Below are 19,745 nucleotides of genomic sequence, written 5' to 3'. Positions count from 1 at the left end.
GACCGTCTACGCCGAAACGGCCCAGGCCGCAGGCGCGCGCTGGCTGGTGCTGGCCGAAACGCCGGCCGCGGCATTGCAGGGCGACCCGTTTCAGGGCGATGCCGGCAGGCTGCTCGACAACATGCTGCGCGCCGCCCGCTTGCACCAGGCCGGCGTGGCGCTGCTGGCGCCGCTGGTCAGGCTGGGTGCCCAGGGCGCAGCGGAATCCGGCCTGCCGCAAGCGCTGGCCGAACTGCTCGCCAGCGCCCGGCCCGATGTATTGCTGGTGATGGGGCGCCTGGCGGCGCAGGCCTTGCTGCAGTCGGGCGAGCCCTTTGGCAAGCTCAGGGGCCAGGTGCACAGCCTGCACGCCACGCGCACCGTCGTGACCTACGACGCCACCTATTTGCTGCGCAGCCCCGCCGACAAGGCCAGGGCCTGGGACGACCTGTGCCTGGCCATGAGCCTTGTCCCGGCGGCCTGAATTCGGCCGCCTGATTCCGGCGCGGCCCTGAGGCTCAGGCCTTGGCCAGGGCGCGGCTGGGGGCCAGCACCGAGGCGATGGCCACCACCATCAGCACCACCGCCGCCCAGTCCTGCCAGTGCAGCACCTCGCCCAGGCCCAGGGCGCCCGAAAACACGCCGAGTATGGGAATCATCATCACGCTCAGGGTGGAGGCAATCGGCGGCAGGGTGCGCGCCAGCGTCAGCCAGGCGGCCTGGGCAAAGCCAAACACCAGCACGGCGTTGTAGCCGATGGCGACCCAGGTCTGCGGCGTGGGGGCCTGCCACTGCGGGTATTCCAGCGCTACGCAGAGCACGGACAGCAGCAGCGCCGTGATCACCGTCATCCAGAAGGAGAGGGTCAGGGTGGCCACGCCCACCGTGGTGTTGCGCAGCCGGTGCGTGCCAAAGGCCCAGGTGGCCGCGGCCACCAGCGCGCCCAGCACCGCCACCGGCCGGCCCGACAAATGGGTCAGCTCGTACCACAGCAGCAGCGACACGCCCAGCGCCGCCGCCGTGATGCCCAGCCAGTTGCGCAGTTTCAGGCCTGCCCCAAAAAACCAGGCGCCCAGCAGCGCCGAAAAAATCGGCATGGTGTAGCCCAGAATGGCGGAGCGCCCGCTGCTGAGGTTTTTGACGGCCAGAATGATCAGCACGTTCCAGATCAGCATGTTGCTCATGGCCAGCCAGAACACTTCGCGGTATTTTTCCCGCGGCACCCAGAACGGCGTCTTCAGCGCCAGCATGACCAGGGCCATCACCGGCAGGCCCAGCCAGATGCACAGGGCGCGAAAGCTCAGGGGCGGGTAGCCGGTGACGCCCAGTTTCATCACCGGCCAGTTGAGGCCCCAGATCAGGGTGAGGAAAGTCAGGAGAAAAAGTTGTTGTCGGTTGAGTTGCATGAAGTGCGCGGGGCAAGGAGTGGAGAGGCCGTGGCAAGGCCGGCGAGCCTGCATTGTCCCGTTTTGGTGCGTTTCCTGCTTGGCACGCCGAGGCCCGGGCTTCTTACAATAGCCGCATGACCTTTCTCGACATGCTGGGCGCCGCAGAACGCCAGAACCACTCCATGCTGTGCGTCGGCCTGGACCCGGAACCCACCAAATTCCCCGGCAAACTCAAGGGCGACGCCAACAAGATTTACGATTTTTGCGCCGCCATCGTCGATAGCGTGGCCGACCTGGTGATTTCCTTCAAGCCGCAAATCGCCTATTTCGCCGCCCACCGCGCCGAAGGCCAGCTGGAGCGCCTGATGGAACACATGCGCCGCGTGGCGCCGCAGGTGCCCATCATTCTGGATGCCAAGCGCGGCGACATCGGCAGCACCGCCGAGCAGTACGCGCGCGAGGCCTTTGAGCGCTATGGCGCCGATGCGGTGACCTTGTCGCCTTTCATGGGCTTCGATTCCGTCGCGCCCTACCTCAAGTACGAAGGCAAGGGCGCCTTCCTGCTGTGCCGCACCTCCAATCCGGGCGGCGACGACCTGCAGAACCAGCGCCTGGCCTCCGTCGACGGCCAGCCGCTGCTGTATGAGCATGTGGCGCGGCTGGCGCAAGGGCCGTGGAACCTCAACGGCCAGCTCGGGCTGGTGGTGGGCGCCACCTACCCGGCGGAAATCGAGCGCGTGCGCACCGTGGCGCCCACCTTGCCGCTCTTGATTCCCGGCGTGGGCGCGCAGGGCGGCGATGCCGTGGCCACCGTGCGCGCCGGCTGGAAGCCGGGCGCGCCCATCATCGTGAACTCATCGCGCGCCATTCTGTACGCCTCGTCGGGCGACGACTTTGCCGACGCCGCGCGCCGCGAAGCCCTCAGGACGCGCGACCTGCTGCAGGCCGCACGTCCCTGATTTGCTACTGATTTAGTAGCTGCTTGCGCTTGCCCATAAAGGGCTAGTCGCCATTTTGGCGTTCAGTTGGCGGCCGTGAAACGCTTCTGCACGTGGCGCGGCTGCTCAATTTCATCGACGATGGCCACGGCCAGATCGGGCACCGAAATGCCGGCGGGCTGGTCGCCCTGGCCGGGCAGCAGCTCGTCGGCGCCCAGGCGGTATTGGCCGGTGCGCTCGCCGGGCGCCAGGCCGATGGGGGGCGAAACAAAACTCCAGTCCAGCGTGGTTTCCCGCTTGATCCGGTTGAGCAGTTCGCGGGCCGCCAGCGCGCCCTGCTTGTACTGGGCCGGAAACTCCGGCGTGTCCACCAGCTGCAGGCCGGGCGCCACATAGAGGCTGCCCGCGCCGCCGACGACCAGCAGGCGCTTGACGCCGGATTGTTTGACGCCTTCAACAATGGCCTGGCTGCCCTGCAGAAACACGTCGTAAATTCTCGGCTCGCTCCAACCCGGGTTGTAGGCGCTGATCACCGCGTCGTGGCCAGTCACGGCTTTGGCGACTTGCTTGGCATCCAGTGCATCGGCGGCCACCACGGTCAGGCCGGTTTGGGGTGCCAGTTTGGATGGGTTGCGGGCCAGCACGGTGACCTGGTGGCCGCGGCTGAGCAGTTCGGTCAATACCGGTGTGCCGACAAAACCGGTGGCGCCGATCAATGCGATATTCATCAAAAAACTCCTGAAGATTGAAGAAGCCTCTAGTTTGATTACTTCACAAGTGAATGAATAGTCGGCAAAATTGACTAACACTGTGAAGTACGGCTAATCAATAGGGTGGAAAATTGTGGATCAACTCAAGCGCATGGCCATCTTTGCCGAGGTGGTGGCCGCCGGCTCCCTGACGGCGGCGGCGCGGCAATTGGGCATGACGCCCTCGGCGGTGAGCCAGCATTTGCGCCAGCTGGAGCAATCGCTGGGGCTGGCCCTGCTGCACCGCTCGACACGGCGCCTCACGCTGACCGAGGCCGGGGAGCGCTACCACGCCGGCTGCGCCGCCATGGTGGCGGCGGCGCGGTCGGCCGAGCAGGCGCTGGCGCGCCTGCGTGATGAACCTGAAGGTGAGCTGCGGCTGGCCGCGCCCATCGGCTTTGGCAGCTTGCTGGCGACGGCGCTGGCACCGCTGCGCAGCTACCCCAAGCTGAAACTGGGCCTGTTGCTGGATGACACCCTGATCGACCTGATTGAGTCACGCGTAGACATCGCGCTGCGAGTGGGCACGCAGGCCGACTCGACACTGGTGGCGCGCAAACTGGGCAGCATGAAGCGGCAGTTGTGCGCCTCGCCAGCCTATCTTGCCGAACGCGGCTGGCCGGTGCAACCGCAGGATTTACTGCAGCACGACCTGTTGGGCAGCAGGCCAAGGAATGCCAGCTTTGATATGGTGGAACTGCATGGCCCCAACGGCGCGCAGCAAACGCTGCGCCTGGAAGGCCGGGTACATGCGTCACAGGTGACGGCCGTGCATGCCTTGTGTGTCGCTGGCTGGGGCATCAGCATGGGTGTCAGCGAAGACGACCGCAAGGCGCTGGCAGACGGGCGCCTGTTGCCCGTGCTGCCCGGCTGGCAGTTGGCGGATGTGCCGGTCTACGCCGTGACGCCGCGGCGCGGCGAACAGCCGGCCAAGGTGCGGCATGCGCTGGACCTGCTGGCGCTCTACTTCGGCCATGCGGACGGGACGAAGGCGACGGACGCTGCGACGGCGACGCGCACGGTCACGGCGCCTTGAGCAACCCCTTTGCGGCATGACGCCGCCCGGCGCGGCAGTAAGATCGGTGACCGGCCGCACGCGGAGATGGCAACCGTCGTATCGGCAGCAGGGAGGTGCAGATGGAACCCAGGGCCAATGGCAAGACCGCCTTTGTATTTGCCGGCGGCGGCAGTTTCGGCGCAATCCAGGTCGGCATGCTGCATGCGCTGGTCGCCCATGGCGTGCAGCCGGATCTGGTGGTGGGCGCCTCGGTGGGCGCCATCAATTGCGCGTATTTCGCGGGCAATCCGACGCTGGCCGGTGTCAGGCGGCTGGAGCAGCTCTGGTGCGGACTGAAGCGCAGCACCATCTTCCCCATGACCTTGAGCCGCATTGCCGGCCTGTTTTCGCGCTCGCCTTCGCTGGTCGATTCCAGTGGGTTGCGCGGGCTGATCGAACAGCACTTGCCCTACAGCCGGCTGGAGCAGGCGGCGCTGCCCCTGCATGTGGTCGCCACCGAGCAGCTGCATGGCCATCCGGTCTGCCTGTCGTCGGGTCCGGCCGTGGAGGCGATCCTGGCCAGTTGTGCGATCCCGGCGATCTTTCCGCCGGTGCTGGTGGGCAAGGACTACCTGATCGACGGCGCGATCGCCAGCAACACCCCGGTCATGACGGCGGTCGTGCTCGGTGCGACCCGGTTGATCGTGCTGCCCACCGGCTATGCCTGCGCATTGACCGAGCCGCCGGCCAGTGCCATCGGCAGCGCGCTGCATGCGCTGAACATGCTGATTGCGCACCAGCTGGTGCAAGACCTGGAGTTGCTGGCCGATCGCTTCGAGGTGCTGACGGTGCCGCCGCTGTGCCCGCTGGCGGCATCGGCCTACGACTTCTCGCGCGCACCTGAGCTGATTGAACGGGCCGAGCACACGACCCGGCACTGGCTCGAGCGTGGCGGCCTGCAGCAGCAGGGCATTCCCGGCGCGCTGCGACCGCATGTGGATTGACTCCATTTCTACTTCAACGCGATAGGTCGTTGCCCCGCCTTGGCCGTGCTGCAGCACTGTCTGCGGCGGTGCGCCTGCTCCCGCATTGAAGTAGATGACGTAGAAATGGAATGAGACGGGTCCATCAAGTCAGCGGCGCCTGACGAGTCCGCCCAGCATCACGCAGGCCAGCGCGGCGACCACCAGGGCAATGCCGGCCCACTGCCAGGGCGTGATGGCTTCGCCCAGCACCAGCATGCCCGTGGTCAGGCCCACAATCGGCACGCCCAGGCTGAAGGGGGCCACGCGGTTGGCCGGGTGGCGCTTGAGCAGGCCGGTCCACAGGCTGTAGCCCACAAGGGTCGCGACCCAGCCGAGGTAGGCCACCGCCAGCCAGCTGGACCCGCGGGCCTCCAGCCATTGCCAGCGTGTGGCTTGCGGGTCAAACACCCACGAAAGCGCAGCGAAGGGCAGTACCGCGACGGAGCTGCTCCACACGACGAAGGCCGTCGGTGAGTAATCCACCGCCACCTGCTGCACGCGCCGCGCCACAATGTTGGACATGGCCCACATGGCCGCCGCGCACAGTGTCAGCACAAAGCCCGGCAGCGTGGTGGCACTGCTGGCGGCACCCGGGTTCACATAGTTGAGCGCAAAGCACGACAGGCCCAGCGCGGCGAGCACCATGCCTGCCTGCAGCGGCCTGCTGGCACGCTCGTGCAGCAGCACAAAGCCGAACAGCGCGGTGAAGAACACCTGGGTCTGCAAGAGCACCGAGGCCAGGGCCGCGGTCATGCCGACCTTGAGCGCGATGAACAAAATACCGAACTGGCCCACGCCCTGAAAGGCGCCGTACAGCAGCACCCACTTCCACGGAATGCGGGGCGGCCGGATGAACAGCACCAGCGGCAGCACGGCAAACACATAGCGGGCAGCGCCCAGCTGGAAGGGCGTGAAGTCGCGCAGGGCGAATTTCATCACGACGAAATTGACGCCCCACAAGACGACCACCGCCAGGGCAGCTGCCAGGTCGCGTCCGCTCAGGCGGCCGCTGTTCACTGTGCGGGCCCAGCGCCGCGGGCCATGGGAGGGAGCGGGACTGGAAAGCGCGGTGAAGCAGGTGGCATGGTGTGGTCGGTGTAGCGAAGGGGCCGGTGATGCGGCAATTATTCCCGATGCGCTTAATACCTGCCCGTGTTGGGCGGGCATCGTGCGTCGCCGCTTGTGAATCTGCTAACCTTGTGCTATCCATTTTTTCCTTGAAAGGTTCACCATGCCGAAAAATAGCCCCACCAGTGTCGATTCGCAGGAACAGCTAGTGACGGACATCAAGGCCGTGATCCTGGATGCGGAAGAGATGCTGGCCGCCACGGCGGATCAGGCCGGTGAAAAAATTGCCAACCTGCGTACCCGCGTCCAGGCTCGCCTGCGGGATGCAAAGGCGCGTCTGGCCGAGGCCGAAGCCGTGCTGGTCGCCAAGACCAAGGCTGCAGCCCAGGCCACGGACGCCTATGTGCACGAGTCACCCTGGACGGCCGTCGGCATTGCGGCCGGCGTGGGCCTGCTGGTGGGCCTGCTCATTGGCCGCCGCTAGTGTGACGCCGCGGGCTCCCGCAGGCGCCCATGGCTAGCGCTTTTGGCGGCAAGGGCCCGCTGGCCGCCGTGAGGGACATCGCCGCCACCCTGCTGGCCACCCTGCAGACCCGGCTGGCCTTGCTGGCCAACGAAGTTCAGGTCGAAAAGCACCAGATACTGCAGCAGTTGACGCTGGGGCTGGCTCTGGTGTTCTGCCTGGGGCTGGGGGTGTTGCTGGCCGTGGCCCTGGTCGTGCTCTTGTGGTGGGAGCAGCGCCTCGCCGTGCTGGGTTTCTTCTCGGCCCTATTTCTGGGCCTGGCCGCGTATTGCTACGCCGTGCTGCGCCGGGACCATGCCGCGTCCGATCCCCTGTTTGCGGCCAGCCTGGCCGAACTGCAGGAAGACCTGCGCCAGCTCAAAGCTGCGGCCCATGAGCAAAAGGCTGACTGAGCTGCACCAGCAGCGCGGCCGCCTGCTGGAGCGCATTGCCCACCAGCGGGCCGGCCTGGCGCTGCAATTGCTGCCTTTGCAAAAGGCGTCGGATGCAGGCCACCGGGTTTTCACGCTGATCAGCGCTGGGCTGCAGTACCTCAAAAGCCACCCCTTGCCCGTGATGCTGGCCGTGTCTGCGCTACTGCTGTTCAAGCCGCGCCGGGCCTGGCGATGGCTCTGGCGGGGCGTGGGTATTTGGCGCCGCTGGCGTGCGCTGCGTGGCTGGCTGTCCGCGTCAGGGCTGAGCCGCTGGCTTTGAGGCGGGCAGGCCCCGCGCAGGGAGCGAGGCCGCAGTCGCTCAGGGCTTGTCAGGCGCCGGGAAACATGGCGCGCGCCGCATCCAGATGGGCCTTGACGCGTTGCGCCAGCGCCATGTCGCCGGGTGTTTCGGGCTGCCAGGGCTGCACGGGGATGGTGTTGCCTTCGGGATCCACCGCCACAAACACCACCAGGCATTCGGTGACGACCTCCATTTGGCCGGTTTTCATGTCGCCGCTGCGCACTTCGACCGAGATGTTCATGCTGGTTCGGCCGGTGTAAGCCAGGCGTGCCTCCACCTCCACCAGGTCGCCGATCCTGATGGGGCGCTGAAAGCGGATGCTGCCGACCGAGACCGTGACGCAGTAACGCTTGGCCCAGCGGGTGGCGCAGGCATAGCCGGCTTCGTCTATCCATTTCATGACAGTGCCGCCGTGTACCTTGCCGCCAAAGTTGACGGTGCTGGGTTCGGCCAGAAAACGCAGGGTGATGGATGACATAAGGTGATGGGGTCGGGTTGAAATGAAGTCAGGCGGCGGGCCGGTGCCAGACCTGGCCGGCCACGTGCAGCATATTGTCGCCCATGACCGCCGCGGCTTCGGCGGCGCTCATGCCGGTTTTCTGCAGCGCCTCAGGAAGAAGTCGCCAGGTTTCGACCGGTGTGTAGGTCATGCGTTCAACGGCTCGGTTGTAGCCCGCCGCCTTGGGCCACCAGTAGGCCGGGTCGTAGTCGCCCGGCGGGTTGTCGTTGAGTTCGTCCTGGCGAAAGCTGATGTCCAGCCCTATGCCCACATGCTGCACGCCCACCAGGCCTGCCACATAGGCCGCGTGCCGCGCCACGTCGTCGGCGGTGGGGGTGCGCGTGCCGAGAAAAGCCGACACGCCGGAGACGCAGACCACGCCGCCGGTGGCGGCGCAGGCCTTGATCTGTTCATCGCTGATGTTGCGTCCGTGTTCCACCAGGGCCAGGGGATTCGCGTGGCTGAAGATCACGGGCCGGCTGGAGGCCGCCATGATCTCCAGGCTGCAGCGCCGGCCGGTGTGCGAGCAGTCCATCAGCAGGCCGGCATCATTGACGGCTTTCACCGTGCGAAGGCCCAGCGGCGTGAGGCCGCGTTCCACGTCATGGCAGCCGTCGGCCACGCTGTTGTTGCGGTTGTAGGCAAGGTGGATCTGGCGCACGCCCAGGTCGCGGTACAGCGCCACCATGTCGGGCTGCTCCAGCAGCGGCATGGCGCCCTCCAGGTCGAAGCCGACGGCCAGCACGCCGGCCTTGGCCGCCGCCCTGATTTCCGGCACGCTGGACACCAGCCTGAAACGGTCGGCATGGGCGGCGATGTTGGCACGGAAGGCCGCCAGCACAGCCAGAATTTGTGACACCGGGTTCATGTCCATGCCGACATTGACCGACACGTAGTTGACGCCGGCGGCGCGCAGGCGGTCCAGCGGCGAAAAATCAGCCTGCGGGTGCAGGGGCAGGCAGGCGTGGGCTTCCCAGTTCAACATTGGCTTAGACCTTCGCTTTGGTGTCCGTTGCGATGCAAAAATTAGACCATGCGCCGGCGCTGCACGCCAGCCTGCCGTCGCCCGGGCCGCCCGGCCATCAGGCTTCCACCGTGCGCCGGAAGCCGGAGGAGGCCTGCATCAGGCTGAGGGTGTAGGGCTTGCTGACCCGGTGGGCGACCAGGTCCAGCGTCGAAAGCGACTCCACGGTCTGGCCGCGCTGCATCACCATGAGCCGCTCGCACAGGTGGGTGACGACGGCCAGGTCATGGCTGACCATGATGAAGGTCAGCTCGCGGCGCCGACGCAGCTCTTCCAGCAGATTCAGCACCTCCGCCTGCACCGAGGCATCGAGCGCCGAGGTGGGCTCGTCCAGCAGCAGGATTTGCGGCTCCAGAATCAGCGCCCGGGCAATCGCAATGCGCTGCCGCTGCCCGCCTGACAACTGGTGCGGGTAGCGAAAGCGAAAGCCTTTGCCCAGGCCCACTTCATCCAGCGCCCGCTCAATGCGCGTTTCCGCATCCGTGACGCCATGAATCGCCAGGGGCTCGGCCAGAATCCGGTCCACGGTCTGGCGCGGGTGCAGCGAGCCGTAAGGGTCCTGAAACACCATTTGCACCCGGCGGCGAAAGGCCTTGCTGCCGGGCGCGGGCTGTGTGCCCGGCGCGTTTTCTGCGCCTGTGAGTCGTACGCTGCCGGACTCCCTGGGTGCCAGGCCGCAGATGGCGCGCAGCACGGTTGATTTGCCGGAGCCCGACTCTCCCACAATGCCAAAGCTCTCGCCGGGCTTGACCTGAAAAGACGTGTCGGCCACGGCGACAAAGCCGTCAAAAGTCACGCGCAGCTGGCTGACGTCCAGGCCCAGGGCTTGGCTGGCGTTCATAAGGCCCACTCCGGCCGGCGGTCCAGCGTGGCCAGCGGGTGCGTGGACGCGCCCAGTTGCGGCAGGCAGGCCATCAGGCCGCGCGTGTAGGGGTGCCGGGCGTGGGCCAGCCCGCCCGCTTCCAGCTCTTCCACCACGCGGCCGGCATACATCACCAGAATGCGGTCGCAGAACGAGGACACCAGCCGCAGGTCGTGCGACACCAGGATCAGGCCCATGCCGCGTTCCACCACCAGCGCGTCCAGGATGGACAGCACCTGCAGCTGCACCGTGACATCCAGCGCAGACGTCGGCTCATCGGCAATCAGGATGTCCGGGTTGGCAATCAGCATCATCGCAATCATGGCGCGCTGGCCCATGCCGCCCGACACCTCGTGCGGGTACAGCTTGTAGACGCGTTCAGGGTTGTCGATGCGCACCGATTCGAGGGCGGCCAGCGCACGCGTCCTGGCCTCGCGCGCCGAGACGCGGGTATGCGCGCACAGCGTCTCCACAATCTGCGCGCCTATCGTCATCACCGGGTTGAGCGAGAACTTCGGATCCTGCAGCACCATGGCGATGCGCCCGCCGCGCAGCGCCCGCCGTTGCTGCGGCGGGCAGTTCAGCAGGTCCACGCCGCTGAACTCAAGCCGTTTGGCGCTGATGCGGCCCTCGGGCGCGGTGAGGCCCAGGATGGCGCGGCCGGTTTGCGATTTGCCTGAGCCGGATTCGCCCACGATACCCAGCCGCTCGCGGCCCAGCGTGAAGGACACGCCGCGCACCGCTTCCGTCATGCCGCCATCGCGGCCTGGAAAGGCCACGCGCAGGTCGTCGACGAGCAGAAGAGGTTGGGATGCGTTGCTCATTTGGCAGCCTTCGGGTCCAGCGCATCGCGCAAGCCGTCGCCCAGCAGGTTGAACGCCAGGCTGACGATGAAAATGGCCGCACCTGGCGCCGCCGCCACCCACCACTGGTCCAGCACATAGAGCCGGCCGTTGGCAATCATGGCGCCCCATTCGGGCATGGGCGGCTGCGCACCCAGACCCAGAAAGCCCAGGCCGGCCGCCGTCAGGATGATGCCCGCCATGTCCAGCGTGACGCGCACGATGACCGACGAAACGCACAGCGGCATGATGTGGCGCAGCACGATGCGCCACGGCGAGGCCCCCAGCAGCTGCACCGCCGCAATGTAGTCGGTCTGGCGTATCGTCAAGGTCTCGGCACGGGCCAGCCGCGCATAGGGCGGCCAGGAGGTGATGGCAATGGCGATCACGGCGTTCTCTATGCCCGGGCCGAGCGCGGCCACGAAGGCCAGCGCCAGAATCAGCCGCGGGAAGGCCAGAAAAATATCCGTGATGCGCATCAGCGCGGCATCCACAATGCCGCCGGCATAACCGGCCACGGTGCCGACCACCAACCCGATGGGCGCGGCCAGCACGGCCACCAGCACCACCACAAACAGCGTGATGCGCGAGCCCTGAATCAGGCGCGACAAGATGTCGCGGCCCTGGTCATCGGTGCCCAACCAGTGCACCCAGGAGGGCGGCAGCAGCCGTGTGGTGCGCAAGTCGCCTGTGTAGGCCGAATAAGGAGCCAGCAGGTCGGCAAAGAGCGCCACTGGCACCAGCGCCACCACAATCAGCAAACCCAGCATGGCCAGCCGGTTGCGTGAGAAGGTGCGGCAGGCGTTATAGGCACGGCCTAGCGCTGCCTGGCGGCGCGACAGCGGCCGGTCCGACATCAGCCAATCATGCAGGGCTTCTCGTTTGGCAAGCGTCGTGTTGTTCATCGCACGCGGGTCCTTGGGTCCAGCAGCTTGTACAGCACATCAGACAGCAGATTGAGGCCGATAAAAATCGAACCCACCACAATGGTGCCGCCCAGCACCGCATTCATGTCTGCGTTTTGCAATGAGTTGGTGATGTACAGCCCCAAACCGGGCCAGGCGAAAACGGTCTCGGTCAGCACCGAGCCTTCGAGCAGGCCGGCATAGGACAGCGCGATCACCGTCACCAGCGGCACCATGGCATTGCGCAGCGCGTGGCGCCAGATGATGCGGGCCTCCGACAGGCCCTTGGCCCGCGCGGCCACCACATACTCCTGCGCCAGTTCATTGAGCATGAAGGAGCGCGTCATGCGGCTGATGTAAGCCAGCGAAAAATAGCCCAGCAGCGAGGCCGGCAGGATCAGGTGGGAGAGCACGTTGGCAAAGGCCTCCCATTCGCCAGTCATCGCGGTGTCCACCAGCAGCAGGCCGGTGACCTGCACCAGCGTGAACTCGTAGCTGACATCGATGCGCCCCGGCCCGGCGACCCAGCCCAGCCGCGCATAAAACACCAGCAACGCCATCAGGCCCAGCCAGAAGATGGGCACCGAATAACCGACAAGACCGATCACGCGCACCAGCTGGTCCACCAGCCCGCCGCGCCGCACGGCCGCCCACACGCCCAGCGGCACGCCCAGCCCGGCGCCCAGCAGAATGCCCAGGCTGGCCAGCTCCAGCGTGGCCGGGAAGGCCCGGCGTATGTCCTGCATCACCGGGTTGGACGTCAGCACCGAGGTGCCGAAGTCGCCCTGCAGCACTTTGCCCATGTAGATGTAGAACTGCTGGTACAGCGGCTTGTTCAGGCCCAGCTCTTCGCGGACCCGTGCGACCACATGCGGGGGGGCGCTGTCGCCGACGATGGCCAGCACGGGGTCGACCGGAATCACCCGGCCTATGAAAAAGGTGACGGCCAGCAGGCCCAGGTAGGTGAGCAAGATCACCAGCAGAAAGCGGCCCGCAGCGTTCAGCAGACGACTCAGGCGTTTGCCCGCCGGGCGCCGGCCGGCAGCGGGCTGTGCCACCGCGATGCCGAGAGGGTGCTGGCCTGCGGCCAGGGGATCAGGAACTGCCAAAGCCCGCTCTAACCCTTGGCTCACCGCTTGGCCACGTTGAACATGTAATTGGTGTCAAACGTGGGGCCCAGCTTCAGGCCGTCCACATTGCTGCGGTAGGCGGCCACTTCGGTCTGCTGGTACAGCATGACAAAGGGGCTGGTCTTGCGGAACTCGGCCTGCAGTTCCTCGTACATGGCCTTGCGTTTGCCGGCATCGCGCTCCAGCACGGCGGCATCCGATTTTTTGGTCAGCTCGGGAATCGCCCAGGCATTGCGCCAGGCCAGCGGCTTGGCCTTGGCATCGTCGGCGTTGTCGGGGTTGCGGGTGAAGGTGTCGGCGTTGGAGTGCGGATCCCAGTAGTCGGCGCCCCACTGGCCGATGTACATGTCGTGGCTGCGGGCACGGTACTTGGTCAGGGTCTGCTTGCCGTCACCGGGAATGATTTCGACCTCGATGCCCGCGCGTTTGGCGGTTTGCTGGAAGGCCTCGACGATGCCCTGCACCGGCTGGATGGTACGCATGTCGATCGTCACCTTGAAGCCGTTGGGCACGCCGGCCTTGGCCAGCAGGGCCTTGGCCTTGTCAACGTCCAGCTTGTAGGGGTTCTCCTTGCTGGCGCCCAGCAGGCCGATGGGCAGGAAGTTCTGGTGGATCACGCCGATGTTCTTGATCAGCGTGTCGCCAATGGCCGAGTAATCGACCAGCCATTTCATGGCCTCGCGCACTTCGGGCTTGGCCAGCGTGGCGTTTTTCTGGTTCAGGCTGATGTAGTACACCGTGCCCTTGGGGGCCGAGCTGATCTTGATGTCTTTGCTGCCCGAAAGCGCTGCGATGTCCTGCGGGCTCAGGTTGCGCGCCACGTCAATGTCGCCTTTTTCCAGCAGCAGGCGCTGCGTGGCGGCTTCCTTCACGTGCCGGTAAATCACGCGCGCCGGCTTGGACTTGTTGCCGTAATAGCTGTCGTTGCGCTCCAGCGCCACGATTTCATTGGCGCGCCACTCGCGCAGTTTCAGCGGGCCGGAGCCGGCGTAATTGGTTTTCAGCCAGCCATAGCCCCAGTCGCCGTTCTGCTCCTTGGACTGCAGCAGCTTCTTGTCGACGATGGCGCCAATGTTGGCCGTCAGGCAGTTGAGCACAAAGGTCGGGGCGAAGGCCTTGTCGGTTTCGAGCGTGAGCGTCAGCGGGCCGGTCTGCTTGATCTTGTCCTTCACATTGTCTTTGTTGAAGCCAAATTGCGTGAGGATGAAGGCCGGGGATTTGTCCAGCATGACGGCGCGGTGCAGCGAATACGCCACCTCTTCCGCCGTGAGCGGGTTGCCGGAGGCAAATTTCAGCCCGGGCTTGAGTTCAAAGGTGTAGGTCTTGCCATCGGGCGACACGGTCCAGGACTTGGCGACGTCGCCGACCAGCTTGGACGGGTCGTTGATGTCAAGCCTTACCAGCCGGTCATAGGTGTTGCCCATGATTTCGCCCGCGGACAATTCAAAGGCTTCGGCCGGATCCATCGTGATGATGTCGTCGAACCCGAAGGCAATCACTAGCGTGTCCTTGGGCGTGGCCGCGAGGGCGGCCGTGCCGTGGCAGGCCAGCAAAGCCGCGGCGGCGGTGGCGCAGAGGAGGCGGCGAGTGAGGGGAAAAGACGGGTATTTCAAGATGAATCCTTATCCTTGTGAGGGCTGGGTGGTCTGAAACAGGGAGGCAGCCTGCGGCGTTGACAGCACGCAGGAATCGTGCCGACGTTTGCTGTTCCCGTTTGAAACCTCGCGGTGCTTCAGCGCATTTGAATTTCGCGCCTGCAGTCCGGACCGTCAATCAGTAGTTACCTTGCCAGTCGGCACGACCACGGGGATGCGCAGGTGCCGGGGTGCCCCGTTTTGAGCGCCGTTGCCGTTTGGGCGTCAAAAAAAGCCCCAAAAACCCGTGTTTACGGAGGAAAACACCTATGAAAACCGGCTTGACCGGGTGGTTGGTGTAACGATACAGTAAATCGTTCTACAAAGAACGTGACCCGCATACCCATACCCGTCAGGAGACAAAATGACTTCAGTTTCACGCCGCCGGTTTGTCCAGTCGACGTCCGCCGCTTCGATCGCACTGGCTACGACCGGTTTTTCCACCCTGGCCGGCGCGCAGGCCCCGGTCGTGCTGCGGCTGTCGTCGGCGCATTTGCCCGACCTCAATTCGTCGCACTTTGCCTGGTCGCAGCTGATGCAGGCCAACCTCAAGAAAGCCGTGGGCGACAAGATCAGGATTGATTACTTCCCCAACAACCAGCTTGGCAAGGAAAGCGACGTGGTGCAGCAGGTCAAGGTCGGCTCCATCGACATGATGCTGACCGGCTCCTCGATCTGGGCCACGGTGGTGCCGCAGTTCGGCATGCTGGACCTGGGTTATTTGTTCGACAGCTACGACCATGTGGCCAAGGCGCTGGACGGCGGCGTCGGCGCCAGGCTCAACGACATGCTGCAAAAGAGCACTGGCTGTTCCGTCATTACCTGGAGTGCGCATTACGGTGCGCGCAACGTCTACACCAAGCAACCGGTCAAGTCGCTGGCCGACGTCAAGAACGTCAAGCTGCGCGTGCTGCCCACGCCGGCGTTTATTGAAACCTTCAAGATCATGGGCGCGATTCCCACGCCGATTTCCTTTGGTGAGCTCTACATGGCGGCGCAAACCGGCGTGGTCGACGGTTTTGAACATGATTCAGGCACGGTGCTGGCCAGTAAGCTCAACGAGGTGGTCAAGTATTGCTGGATGACCGAACATCTCTTCAGTCCCATGGTGTGCATCATGGGCAAACGCGGCATGGAAAAAATCCCTGCGGCGCTGCGTCCGGCCTTCATGCAGGCCGCTGCCGATTCAACCCTTCAGTTGCGCAAGGTCGGCACCGAAAAAGGACTGCAGGGCATTGAAGACCTCAAAAAGCTGGGCATCATCTTCAGCCCCATGGCCAAAAATGAGCGCGACATGGTGCGCAAGGAAATGGAAACCCGCCTCTGGGCCGGCTTTGCCAAACAGTACCCCGAAACCGCGCCGCTCTTCACGGCCATTTCGGCAGCGCGGGGCTGAACATGGAAGCGAGCCTATCAGCGGTCATCCCGCACGGCCCGGCACAGTCCGCGCCCGGCTTCAGCATCAGCCATTCGCCCGGCCGCTGGCTGGCCTGGCTCATGCGGGTCACCGAGTACGCTGCCGGTGCGGTGCTGGCCGTCGACGTGCTGGTGGTTTTTGTCTCGGTGGTCTTCCGCTACTTCCTGCACGACCCGTTTGATTGGGCGGAGGAGGTGGCCCGTGCGTTGATGATCATCCAGGTGTTCTTCGGCGCGGCCACCGTGCTGGCGCGCAGCCAGCACGTCGGCGTCGATATATTCCGGGGCCTCTTGCCTGATCGATGGCAACCGGCGCTGATCCAGTTCGGCAGCTGGATCATCGTGGGCGTTTCGGCCTGCCTGTTCGTGTCGTCATGCGGCCTGCTGGTGGACTCATGGTCCAGCACCACGCCCATCGGTCTTCCGCAGTGGATTTACACCTTTCCGGTGGTCATCGGCAGCCTGTTCATGACGGTGTTTGGCGTTGCCAACGCGGTCAACGGCCCGTCGCGCGTGGTGTGGTCCACGCTGGGCATAGGCATTGCCATCGTGGCGCTGGTGGTCGGCTGGAACCTGCTGGTGCCCGGCCACGCCATCCAGCCCTGGATGCTGTTGACCGGCGGCTTCCTGGGCGGCCTGGTGCTGGGCGTGCCGATCGCCTTTGTGCTGGCGCTGTCTTCGCTGGTGTTTTTCATGGCCGACCCGTCCCTGCCCATGCTGGTGTATTCACAGCAGGTGATGGCGGGCACCGACCACTATGTCTTGCTGGCCATTCCCTTTTTTGTATTGGCCGGCCTGCTGATGGAGTCCAACGGCATGTCCTCGCGGCTGATCGAGCTGCTGCTGCGCATGTTCGGCCGGGTGCGCGGCGGGCTGGGCCTGATCACCATCACGGCCACGGCATTCTTCTCGGGCGTGTCGGGCTCCAAGCTGGCCGACATCGCCGCGGTCGGCGGCATCATCATGCCCGCCGTGCGCAAGACCAGACAGGACCCGAACGAAACGGCCGGTCTGCTGGCCTGCACGGCGGTGATGGCTGAAACCATTCCGCCCTGCATCAACATGATCATCATGGGTTTTGTCGCCAACATCTCGATTGCCGGGCTCTTCATGGCCGGGCTGGTGCCGGCCGCGGTGCTGGCGCTGTCCCTGGCCGCAGTGACGATTTATGTCGGCACCAAGATCAATCCCGACGAGGCGTTTGATGTGCGCACGCCGATGTTCCGCCTGCTGGGCGGCGCGCTGGTGGCGCTGGTCATGGTGGCGATGATAGGCAAGGGCGTGACCTCCGGCATCGCCACCTCCACCGAGGTCTCGGCCTTTGCCGTGGTCTATGCGCTGGTGGTGGGCTGGCTGGCCTTTCGCGAGCTGACGGTCAAGTCGGTGGCGCAGCTCTTTGTGCGCTCGGCCTCCATGGCCGGCGGCATTTTGTTCATCGTGGCGGCCGCCTCCAGCGTGTCGTTTGCGCTGACCATCCAGCAGATTCCGCAATACCTGTCGCAGTTCATGATCGGCTTTGCCCACTCGTATGGCAGCATCATGTTTTTGATGCTGTCGGTGCTGATCATGATCGTGTTTGGCGCCATCCTGGAAGGCGCGCCGGCGCTCATCATCTTCGGCCCCCTGCTGACCCCGATCGCCGCGCAGCTGGGCGTGAATCCCTTACATTTTGGGACCGTCCTGGTGATTGCCATGGGGCTGGGGCTGTTTGCGCCACCGGTCGGCCTGGGCCTGTTTGCGACCTGTGCCATCACCGGCACCGAGGTCAAGAACGTCGCCCGGCCCATGATGAAATACCTGGCGGTGCTGTTTGTCACCCTGATCCTGCTGGTGCTGGTGCCGCAGTTCTCGCTGTGGCTGCCGACCCGCATGGGGCTTTGAAAATAATGAAGAAGAGAACAAGCGCGTGAGCAAGATTCGAGATGTCGCCAGCCGGGCTGGCGTTTCCACCAGCACCGTGTCCAACGTGCTCAATGGCCGCAGCGACCGCATGGCCAAGGAGACGCTGGCGCGCGTGGAAGCGGCGATTGCCGAGCTGAAGTACCGGCCCAACTCCACGGCGCGCCAGCTCAAGACCGGCTACACGCCGCTGATCGGCCTGCTGGTGCCGTCCATGGCCAACCCGATGTACGGCTTCATCGCGCGCGAGATCGAAACCCTGGCGCAGGAGCGCTACGGCTTTCGCATCATGATCGGCAACACCTACCGCGACCGTGACAAGGAAACACGTTTTTTCGACGATCTGCTGGCCCACGGCGTGCGCGGCGTGATCATCATCTCGTCCCTGGTGGATGAGCAGCACGTGGAGGCCGCGGCGGCGCGCGGCCTGGTGGTGGTGAGCTATGACCGCCGCGCCACGCCGGGCGTCAAGTCCATCATCGACCACGTGACGGTGGACAGCTTTGAGTCGGCGCGCCTGGCGACGCAGCACCTGATCGCCCACGGCCACACCCGGCTGGCTTTCGTCACGCCCGTGGGCCGCACCATGAGCCGCAATGAAAAAATCAGCGGCTTCCTTGCGGCGGCAAAAAACGCCGGGCTGGAGGGCAGTGCCCAGGTGATTGAAGGCATCCCCGTGGACGAGTACGGCGACTCGATGATGAGTGAGCTGGGCCGCATGCAGGCCAGCCTGCTGGCGAAATCCCCTTTGCGGCCCACTGGCGTGGTCGGGGTGAACGATTTGATGGCCTTCGGCCTGATGGCGGGTTTTCGCGACGCCGGCCTGTCGGTGCCCGAAGACGTGTCGGTCATCGGCATAGACAACGTCTTCCTCTCGACGCTGATGCACCCGGCCATGACCAGCGTGCGCCTGCCCGTGCCCGAGATGGCGCAGGTCATGGTCGAGCGTGTCATGGCCCGCCTGGCGGACCCGGCGCTGCCGACGGCCGAGTTCATTTTCCAGCCCAGCCTGATGGAGCGGGACTCCGTGACCACCTGCAAGCCGAAAAAATAAAACAACTCTTTTTGAATTCTGAACAAGGCGATTGAATGACAACGGTTTTTGTAAGCCATCCCCAGGACAAGCTCGCGCATTACTTCGGCGACAGGGCCAGCGCCGCCTTGCAGGCCATTGCCGACGTGCGCTTCAACCCCGGCGATGCCGATCTTTCGTCGCAGGAACTGGCGGCGCTGGCGCAGGACTGCGAGGTGATCATTTCCTACCGCCAGACGCTGGGCGATGACGCGCTGTTTGCCGCCTTGCCGCGGCTCAAAGCCTTTGTGCGCTGCGCCATCGACATCCGCAACATCGACGTGGCGGCCGCCAGCCGGCACGGCGTGCTGGTCACGCAGGCCAGCGCCGGCTTCATTGCCTCGGTGTCCGAATGGATCATCGGCGTGATGATTGATTTGAGCCGTCACATCAGCGCGTCCGCCGCGCTGTACCACGCGGGCCGGCCGGCGCCGCCGGTGATGGGGCGCGAACTGCGCGGCGCCACGCTGGGCGTCATCGGCTATGGCCAGATCAGCCGCTACCTGTGCGACGTGGCGCTGGCGCTGGGCATGCGCATCGTGGTGCACGACCCCTTCACGCCGACCGGCCGCAAGGAGCTGGTGCAGGCGGACCTCATGCCCCTGCTCCAGCAGTCCGACTACGTGGTCTGCCTGGCCGCCGCGACCGAGGCGACCGAGAACATGATGAATGCCAAAACCTTTGCCGCCATGAAGCCCGGCGCGTTTTTCATCAATGCCTCGCGCGGCAACCTGGTCGATGAAGAGGCGCTGCTGCAGGCGCTGGACGCCGGCATCATCGCGGGCTGCGCGCTGGACGTGGGCCGCGCGCCCGACCAGATGCCGTCGCCGCGCGTCGCGGCGCACCCGCGCGTCATCGCCACGCCGCACATCGGCGGCCTCACGCCGCCGGCGGTGGAGCACCAGGCCATGGAAACGGTGGCGCAGGTGACCGACATCATGCGGGGGCGCGAACCCCGGGGCGCGGTGAATGCGCAGCATGCCAGGCGCTGGCAGCGTGCCAAGCGCTGGGAGCAGGCTTTCGGGGCGCAGCAGCCTGCCTGAGCCACTCCCTCTTTTTGTTCCTCCTGAAGATTTCCGAA

General features: G+C 65.3%; 21 protein-coding genes. 11 read left to right on the top strand and 10 right to left on the bottom strand.

Annotated elements, in window-relative coordinates:
- Positions 1-463, top strand: a 463-nt coding sequence (locus PJE01S_RS22045; protein ID WP_281178636.1) for a uracil-DNA glycosylase family protein, incomplete at its 5' end; no start/stop codon positions are given.
- A 34-nt stretch (positions 464-497) separates the two neighbouring features.
- Here PJE01S_RS22045 and PJE01S_RS22040 read toward each other — a convergent pair.
- Positions 498-1,385: a DMT family transporter gene (locus tag PJE01S_RS22040; RefSeq protein WP_068835871.1), complete on the bottom strand. Its 888-nt coding sequence runs from the start codon at positions 1,383-1,385 to the stop codon at positions 498-500.
- Positions 1,386-1,501: 116 nt separating this feature from the next.
- Between PJE01S_RS22040 and pyrF the strand changes: the two genes are divergently transcribed.
- Positions 1,502-2,326: an orotidine-5'-phosphate decarboxylase gene (gene pyrF / locus PJE01S_RS22035; protein ID WP_174548575.1), complete on the top strand. Its 825-nt coding sequence runs from the start codon at positions 1,502-1,504 to the stop codon at positions 2,324-2,326.
- A gap of 62 nt (positions 2,327-2,388) precedes the next feature.
- Here the strand turns inward: pyrF and PJE01S_RS22030 are convergent, their stop codons facing one another.
- Complete coding sequence (locus tag PJE01S_RS22030) at positions 2,389-3,033, bottom strand: NAD(P)-dependent oxidoreductase (RefSeq protein ID WP_068835870.1); 645 nt, start codon at positions 3,031-3,033, stop codon at positions 2,389-2,391.
- Between the two features lie 115 nt (positions 3,034-3,148).
- On the opposite strand from PJE01S_RS22030, the gene PJE01S_RS22025 reads away from it, so the two are divergent.
- Positions 3,149-4,090, top strand: coding sequence for a LysR family transcriptional regulator (locus PJE01S_RS22025; RefSeq protein WP_068835869.1), 942 nt, complete (start codon positions 3,149-3,151; stop codon positions 4,088-4,090).
- A gap of 101 nt (positions 4,091-4,191) precedes the next feature.
- Positions 4,192-5,055: a patatin-like phospholipase family protein gene (locus PJE01S_RS22020; protein WP_068835868.1), complete on the top strand. Its 864-nt coding sequence runs from the start codon at positions 4,192-4,194 to the stop codon at positions 5,053-5,055.
- Positions 5,056-5,184: 129 nt separating this feature from the next.
- Here PJE01S_RS22020 and PJE01S_RS22015 read toward each other — a convergent pair whose 3' ends face one another.
- Complete coding sequence (locus tag PJE01S_RS22015; RefSeq protein ID WP_068835867.1) at positions 5,185-6,093, bottom strand: EamA family transporter; 909 nt, start codon at positions 6,091-6,093, stop codon at positions 5,185-5,187.
- A 214-nt stretch (positions 6,094-6,307) separates the two neighbouring features.
- On the opposite strand from PJE01S_RS22015, the gene PJE01S_RS22010 reads away from it, so the two are divergent.
- Genes PJE01S_RS22010 through PJE01S_RS22000 form a run of 3 tightly spaced genes read left to right on the top strand, consistent with a single transcriptional unit; the run spans position 6,308 to position 7,360 of the window.
- Entirely contained in the window at positions 6,308-6,628 is a 321-nt protein-coding gene (locus PJE01S_RS22010) for an ElaB/YgaM/YqjD family protein (protein ID WP_068835866.1), read from the top strand.
- 29 nt (positions 6,629-6,657) lie between these two features.
- Positions 6,658-7,059, top strand: a complete 402-nt coding sequence (locus tag PJE01S_RS22005; protein ID WP_068835865.1) for a phage holin family protein — start codon at positions 6,658-6,660, stop codon at positions 7,057-7,059.
- Positions 7,040-7,360 carry a YqjK family protein gene (locus PJE01S_RS22000; protein ID WP_068835864.1) on the top strand — a complete coding sequence of 107 codons (321 nt, stop codon included), beginning with the start codon at positions 7,040-7,042 and terminating at the stop codon, positions 7,358-7,360. Before PJE01S_RS22005 ends, PJE01S_RS22000 begins: the two co-directional genes overlap by 20 nt.
- A gap of 49 nt (positions 7,361-7,409) precedes the next feature.
- Here the strand turns inward: PJE01S_RS22000 and PJE01S_RS21995 are convergent, their stop codons facing one another.
- The 7 genes from PJE01S_RS21995 to PJE01S_RS21965 all read right to left on the bottom strand — a co-directional run bounded on the left by PJE01S_RS21995 (position 7,410) and on the right by PJE01S_RS21965 (position 14,256).
- A complete protein-coding gene (locus tag PJE01S_RS21995; protein ID WP_068835863.1) occupies positions 7,410-7,859 on the bottom strand; it encodes an acyl-CoA thioesterase in 450 nt (149 codons plus the stop codon).
- 28 nt (positions 7,860-7,887) lie between these two features.
- On the bottom strand, positions 7,888-8,865 hold the full coding sequence (locus tag PJE01S_RS21990) for a dipeptidase (protein ID WP_068835862.1): 978 nt from the start codon (positions 8,863-8,865) through the stop codon (positions 7,888-7,890).
- Positions 8,866-8,962: 97 nt separating this feature from the next.
- Complete coding sequence (locus PJE01S_RS21985) at positions 8,963-9,745, bottom strand: ABC transporter ATP-binding protein (protein ID WP_068835861.1); 783 nt, start codon at positions 9,743-9,745, stop codon at positions 8,963-8,965.
- Complete coding sequence (locus PJE01S_RS21980; protein ID WP_068835860.1) at positions 9,742-10,590, bottom strand: ABC transporter ATP-binding protein; 849 nt, start codon at positions 10,588-10,590, stop codon at positions 9,742-9,744. Before PJE01S_RS21980 ends, PJE01S_RS21985 begins: the two co-directional genes overlap by 4 nt.
- Positions 10,587-11,513: a nickel transporter permease gene (gene nikC, locus PJE01S_RS21975; RefSeq protein ID WP_068835859.1), complete on the bottom strand. Its 927-nt coding sequence runs from the start codon at positions 11,511-11,513 to the stop codon at positions 10,587-10,589. The genes PJE01S_RS21980 and nikC overlap by 4 nt, the downstream gene beginning before the upstream one ends.
- Positions 11,510-12,604, bottom strand: a complete 1,095-nt coding sequence (locus PJE01S_RS21970; protein WP_377371888.1) for an ABC transporter permease — start codon at positions 12,602-12,604, stop codon at positions 11,510-11,512. Before PJE01S_RS21970 ends, nikC begins: the two co-directional genes overlap by 4 nt.
- A gap of 38 nt (positions 12,605-12,642) precedes the next feature.
- Positions 12,643-14,256, bottom strand: coding sequence for an ABC transporter substrate-binding protein (locus tag PJE01S_RS21965; RefSeq protein ID WP_068835858.1), 1,614 nt, complete (start codon positions 14,254-14,256; stop codon positions 12,643-12,645).
- 385 nt (positions 14,257-14,641) lie between these two features.
- Between PJE01S_RS21965 and PJE01S_RS21960 the strand changes: the two genes are divergently transcribed.
- The 4 genes from PJE01S_RS21960 to PJE01S_RS21945 are packed head-to-tail and all read left to right on the top strand — an operon-like array spanning position 14,642 to position 19,707.
- Positions 14,642-15,673 (top strand): TRAP transporter substrate-binding protein, encoded by a 1,032-nt coding sequence (locus PJE01S_RS21960; RefSeq protein WP_068835857.1) that lies wholly within the window; start codon positions 14,642-14,644, stop codon positions 15,671-15,673.
- Positions 15,674-15,675: 2 nt separating this feature from the next.
- Positions 15,676-17,574, top strand: coding sequence for a TRAP transporter large permease (locus tag PJE01S_RS21955; RefSeq protein WP_068835856.1), 1,899 nt, complete (start codon positions 15,676-15,678; stop codon positions 17,572-17,574).
- A gap of 25 nt (positions 17,575-17,599) precedes the next feature.
- Positions 17,600-18,646 (top strand): LacI family DNA-binding transcriptional regulator, encoded by a 1,047-nt coding sequence (locus tag PJE01S_RS21950; protein ID WP_068835855.1) that lies wholly within the window; start codon positions 17,600-17,602, stop codon positions 18,644-18,646.
- A gap of 35 nt (positions 18,647-18,681) precedes the next feature.
- Positions 18,682-19,707, top strand: a complete 1,026-nt coding sequence (locus PJE01S_RS21945; RefSeq protein WP_068835854.1) for a hydroxyacid dehydrogenase — start codon at positions 18,682-18,684, stop codon at positions 19,705-19,707.
- Positions 19,708-19,745: the final 38 nt, after the last annotated feature.

It is taken from the genome of Polaromonas jejuensis NBRC 106434, from assembly GCF_001598235.1.
Taxonomy (GTDB): domain Bacteria; phylum Pseudomonadota; class Gammaproteobacteria; order Burkholderiales; family Burkholderiaceae_C; genus Polaromonas; species Polaromonas jejuensis.
This window is presented reverse-complemented; position numbering and strand designations above follow the sequence as displayed.